Source organism: Acetitomaculum ruminis DSM 5522, from assembly GCF_900112085.1.
Taxonomy (GTDB): domain Bacteria; phylum Bacillota; class Clostridia; order Lachnospirales; family Lachnospiraceae; genus Acetitomaculum; species Acetitomaculum ruminis.
Genome location: NZ_FOJY01000008.1, coordinates 1 through 5213 on the forward strand (window position 1 = coordinate 1; position 5213 = coordinate 5213).

3 protein-coding genes are annotated in these 5213 nt (G+C 34.9%); all 3 read left to right on the forward strand.

The window, feature by feature from the left end; all coding sequences use genetic code 11:
- Window positions 1-117 precede the first annotated feature (117 nt).
- The 3 genes from BM153_RS06475 (at window position 118) to BM153_RS06485 (ending at window position 5123) form a co-directional block, all read left to right on the forward strand.
- Window positions 118-3411 carry a DEAD/DEAH box helicase gene (locus BM153_RS06475; protein ID WP_092871931.1) on the forward strand — a complete coding sequence of 1098 codons (3294 nt, stop codon included), beginning with the start codon at window positions 118-120 and terminating at the stop codon, window positions 3409-3411.
- Window positions 3408-3863: an NUDIX hydrolase gene (locus BM153_RS06480; RefSeq protein WP_092871933.1), complete on the forward strand. Its 456-nt coding sequence runs from the start codon at window positions 3408-3410 to the stop codon at window positions 3861-3863. Before BM153_RS06475 ends, BM153_RS06480 begins: the two co-directional genes overlap by 4 nt.
- 327 nt (window positions 3864-4190) lie before the next feature.
- Window positions 4191-5123, forward strand: coding sequence for an AEC family transporter (locus BM153_RS06485; RefSeq protein ID WP_092871935.1), 933 nt, complete (start codon window positions 4191-4193; stop codon window positions 5121-5123).
- Window positions 5124-5213 lie beyond the last annotated feature (90 nt).

The window sequence follows — 5213 nt, forward strand, 5'->3', positions numbered from 1 at the left end:
CCCCTTCTGACACTAGTAAGCTTATACCCCCGCTTAAAGCTTACGCTTTTGAAGCGGGGGATTGCTTACACTGCGTTCAAATTCACAAAGCTTAAATTTAAAAGAAAGAAGAAAGCCATGAAATTAAAAGTAAGTTCGATAAAAAATAATTCAAGTGTACAGGCGTTTTTGAATGGCAGCAGGCTGTCGGATTCAGGGAAGATACGCGACATTGTTACGCAATATGACTATGTTGATGAGCTTCATGTAAAGGCCATGATTGACGGTAGAAATGGGAACAGCTACAGGACACATGTTTATATTAATGAAACAGATGGTACTATTTTGGATTATCAATGTAATTGCAAGGGCTCTTTTTATCAGGAGGGAATGTGCAAGCATTGTGTGGCGTTGGCCATGGAATTTACTGATAAGGAAAAGCTTAATGATGAACTGCCTTGGCAGGTGGGGGTAAAAACAAAGGACATTGAGGTGGAATCTGAAAAGGAGATTTCAAACCTGATTTATAGAGAAACCATTGGAAAAAGGGCGGCATTTTTACAACCGGCTATTGAGAAAAATGTGGAATTAGAGGCTACAGTTTCTATAAATAAAATCTTTTGGTATGACGAGGTGGAGTATGCCCTGGAATTTAAAATAGGTGTTGGAAATAAAAAATATGTGTTGAAAAACATACCGGAATTTATTGAAAATGTGAAAAACTCTGCCAAATTTGCATATGGGGCAAAACTGGACTTTATTCATAATAAAAGTGCATTTACGGATGAAGCTTTGAAAATAATTGATTTTATTATGGATAATGAAAAATTTTTGACCACGGATAATGTAAAATATCGATATTCATATGGTAAAAAGCTGACAAGTAAACGGTATATGGTAATCACCAAGGAAAAACTTGGACATTTTTTTGCTGTGTTAAAAGAAGGGCATATAGCAGTTTCCGAAAATGAAAATAAACCTGTTGATTGTTATGTCGTAAATGAAAATCCAAGACTGGAAATATCCATAGAAAAGATTGAAAACCAAAGAGGATTTTATATTACTTTTCCTTATGGAGAGGTTTTTGGAGATGAAAAGCAGCTGACTGTATTAAGTGAGGATACATTTTTTGTTTGTGACAAAGAATATTCTGAAAATATGAGTCAGATTCTTAAGCTTATGAAAAGGGATGACAAGGGCAGTTATGTTATTGGAGAGAAGGATATGCCTGCTTTTGTTAAAAATATTATTCCTAAATTGGATAAATATACCCTTTTGGACAGGGAAGAAGATTTAGGGGAATATGTTGAACTGGAGGCAGAACTTAAGACTTATCTCGACATTGATGATGAAAAAATCAGTTGTGAATTAAAGGCTTTTTACGGTGAAAATGAATATAATATTTTGCCAAATATGAACTTAAACCAGCAAATTTCCAGAGATATGGAAAAGGAGCAAACCATCCTAAAAGAGGCTTTAAACTACTTTGAAGGGGATTTGGATAATAAGTTAAAAATTGATATTGAAGACGAGGATGCCATTTATTCTTTACTGACGGAGGGCATTGATAAACTGGAAAAAATCAGTGAAGTTTATATTTCTGAAGCATTAAAGAAAATCAAGGTGGCAGACAGTCCTAAGGTTAAGCTTGGGGTTTCAATAAATGCAGGATTGCTGGATTTAAAACTTGATTTGGGGGATTTTCCAGTAGATGAATTAGAGGGAATGCTTAGCTATTATAAAAAGAAGAAAAAATATTACAGGCTTAAAAACGGTGATTTTTTAAGTATTGAAAATAATGCGCTGGCCAGACTTTCAGATATTTCAGAAACATTTGCCATTAAAGACAAGGATTTAAAGAAGGGAAATTTTGAAATTCCAAGATACAGGGCTTTATATCTTGAGCAATTATCAAATACTGATGCCTTTGACTACATTGATTTAGAATCAGATAAAAATTACAAGGCTCTTATAAGGGATATCAGGACTTTTAATGATAGTGACTTTGAAATCCCTAAAGGACTGAAGGATACTCTTAGAAATTATCAAAAAACAGGCTACAGATGGCTTAGAACTCTTGATAAGCTTGGCTTTGGAGGAATTTTGGCAGATGATATGGGACTTGGAAAAAGTCTTCAGGTTATTTCTTATATTTCAGGTCTTAAGGAAGAAAGTGGGGAGACTAAAAATTTTATTATAGTATGTCCTGCGTCACTGGTTTATAACTGGGAAAAAGAGGTTTTGAAGTTTGCAAAAGGATTAAAAACCGCCATGCTTGTGGGAAATGGAAGGCAAAGACTGGAAATTCTTAAAAATTATAAGGATTATGATATTTTGATTACTTCTTATGATCTGTTAAAAAGAGACATTGAATATTATGACATGGAATTTTACGGAGTAATTATTGATGAGGCACAAAATATTAAAAATCACAATACAAAGGCTGCCAGAGCAGTGAAAACGCTTAAAGCTGCCAATCGCTTCGCCCTTACGGGAACACCTATTGAAAACAGATTAAGCGAGCTTTGGAGCATATTTGATTTTCTTATGCCTGGATTTTTGTATTCTTATACAAAATTTAAAAAGGAATATGAAACACCTATTGTTACAAACGGTGATATTGATATGTCAGACAGGTTGAAGCATCTTATAAAACCCTTTATTTTAAGGCGTTTGAAGGAGGATGTGTTAAAAGAGCTTCCTTCTAAAACAGAAGAAATTATTTATATTAATCTGGAAGGGGAGCAAAAAAAGCTTTATCTGGCAAATGCAAAGCATTTAAAGGAAAGGCTGGGACAAAAATCCAAAAAGGACTTTAACGAAAGCAAGCTGGAAATTTTGGCTGAAATTACAAAACTTAGACAGATTTGCTGTGCTCCGGAAATATTATTTGATAATTATTCTAAGGAGAGCACAAAAGTTGATGCCTGTCTGGAGTTAATACAGGCAGCTATTGACAATGGGCAAAAAGTTTTATTATTTTCACAGTTTACAAGCATATTTAACCTGTTGGAGGGTAGGCTTAAATCCTTGAAAATAGACTATTTCAGGCTTGATGGTCAGACTTCAAAAAAGGATAGAATTATGCTTGTGGATAAATTTAATGAGGATAATACACCTTTATTTTTAATATCCTTAAAGGCCGGTGGAACAGGACTTAATCTGACGGGAGCAGGTATAGTTATTCATTTTGACCCATGGTGGAATCTGGCAGCACAAAATCAGGCCACAGACAGGGCTCACCGTATAGGACAGACAAAGCCTGTTACGGTTTATAAGCTGATTGCAAAAAATACCATTGAAGAAAAAATAATAAAATTACAAAATTCCAAAAAGGAACTTTCAGACCAGATAATTGCTGAAGGTGGAAGCATTGTTTCTGGACTTGATAAAGAGGACTTTGAGGAATTGCTGGAGGTAAGTGAACTGTGAAAGAAACAACTTTATGTTATATAGAATGTGATGGAAAATATCTTATGCTTCACAGGGTTAAAAAGGAAAATGACCAAAGTCACGGAAAATGGCTTGGAGTAGGGGGACATGTGGAAAAAGGGGAAACACCAAAGGAATGTATAATCAGAGAAACGCTGGAGGAAACCGGATTAACCCTGGACGAATGCAGATACAGGGGTAAAGTGGAGTTTTTCAGTGATATTTATGAAGATGAAATTATGTATATATATACTTCAAGTGAATTTCATGGAGAGCTTATCCAATGTAATGAGGGGGATTTGAAATGGATTCCCAAAGAGGACATTATGAACTTAAATCTTTGGGAAGGCGACAGAATTTTTTTGAAATATCTTTTGGAGGATCAAGAGGAATTTCATTTGAAAGTAATTTATGAAGGAGATAATTTAACGGGATACGAAAAATTATCATAAAAAAACACCTGAATTTCTATTTTTATATATGTAATTTGTTGTCTAAACAAGCAGTTTTAAAGAAATTTTACAAAACAGACAATCAAATATAACAAAATTATATTAATAATTATCCTTTAATTACCTGTTTAAGCTGTGCTAATATTTACAGGATGTGTATTTTGAACGCAGTGTAAGCAATCCCCCGCTTCAAAAGCGTAAGCTTTAAGCGGGGGTATAAGCTTACTAGTGTCACTGTATTCATGAAAAATTAGCGAAGGGGATCTAATTAAAATCATGTTTTTGTGGAAAAATTGAGGGAATACAAAATAGAAAGAAGGAAGAAAGATGTCATTTATGCCAATTTTTGAGAAAATGGTGGAATTATTTATTGTACTCATAATTGGTTACATTGGAAACAAAACAAATGTTATTACACCTCAGATTAAACAGGGATTAACAAAGGTAGTATTAAATATTACTCTTCCCTGCACGGCACTTTCGGCAGTTATGAATTCTACTGTTTTACCGGGACCTGCAGAGATTATTGAGGTGTGTCTGATTGCATTTTTGACCTATATACCTTTGTATATTTTGGAAATAATTGTTCCAAAAACCATTGGATTAGAGGGGAAGACAAAAGATGCAGGAAAATTTGCACTTATGTATAAAAATGTGGGATTTATAGGATTTCCTGTTACTCAGGCTATATTCGGAACGGATGCCTTGCTATACACCAGTATCTTCAATATGCCATTTAATCTTTTGTGCTATTCAGCCGGAATATCTCTTATAAGGCAGGAAGAAAAAACAAAGGAAGAAAAAAATCTGTTTGATATGATAAAGCCTTTTTTGACTCCTACAATGATTGCATCATTTCTATCTGTAATTATGGCGCTTTGCCAATACAAGGGACCGATAATACTTGCCCAAACCTGCGAAATGGTTGGCAATGTTACTACTCCGGCGGCACTTTTAATAATTGGTGCTTCACTGGGAGAGATGCCTGTAAAAGAAATGTTTAACAATTATAAGGCTTATATCATTACTTTTTTCAGTGTTGTAGTATCCCCGATTATCACATGGGGAATGCTTCATTTCTTCGTTTCAAATGAGCTTACCTTAAATATTGCGGTAGTTTTATCAGCTATGCCGGTGGCTACATCAGGAACTATGCTTTGTGTGGAGTATGGAGGAGATGAAAAATTTATGGCGCAGGTAACATTTTTGACTACATTGGTGACGGTGGTGACAATACCTGCAGTGGCGATGTTTCTTTGAACGCAGTGTAAGCAATCCCCCGCTTCAAAAGCGTAAGCTTTAAGCGGGGGTATAAGCTTACTAGTGTCAGAAGGGGTTAAAGCCCCTTCT

What these genes read in the sequence shown, in the direction of transcription:
- BM153_RS06485 (WP_092871935.1), top strand. Translation starts at nt 4,191, where the DNA reads ATGTCATTTATGCCAATTTTTGAGAAAATGGTGGAATTATTTATTGTA.
- BM153_RS06475 (WP_092871931.1), top strand. Translation starts at nt 118, where the DNA reads ATGAAATTAAAAGTAAGTTCGATAAAAAATAATTCAAGTGTACAGGCG.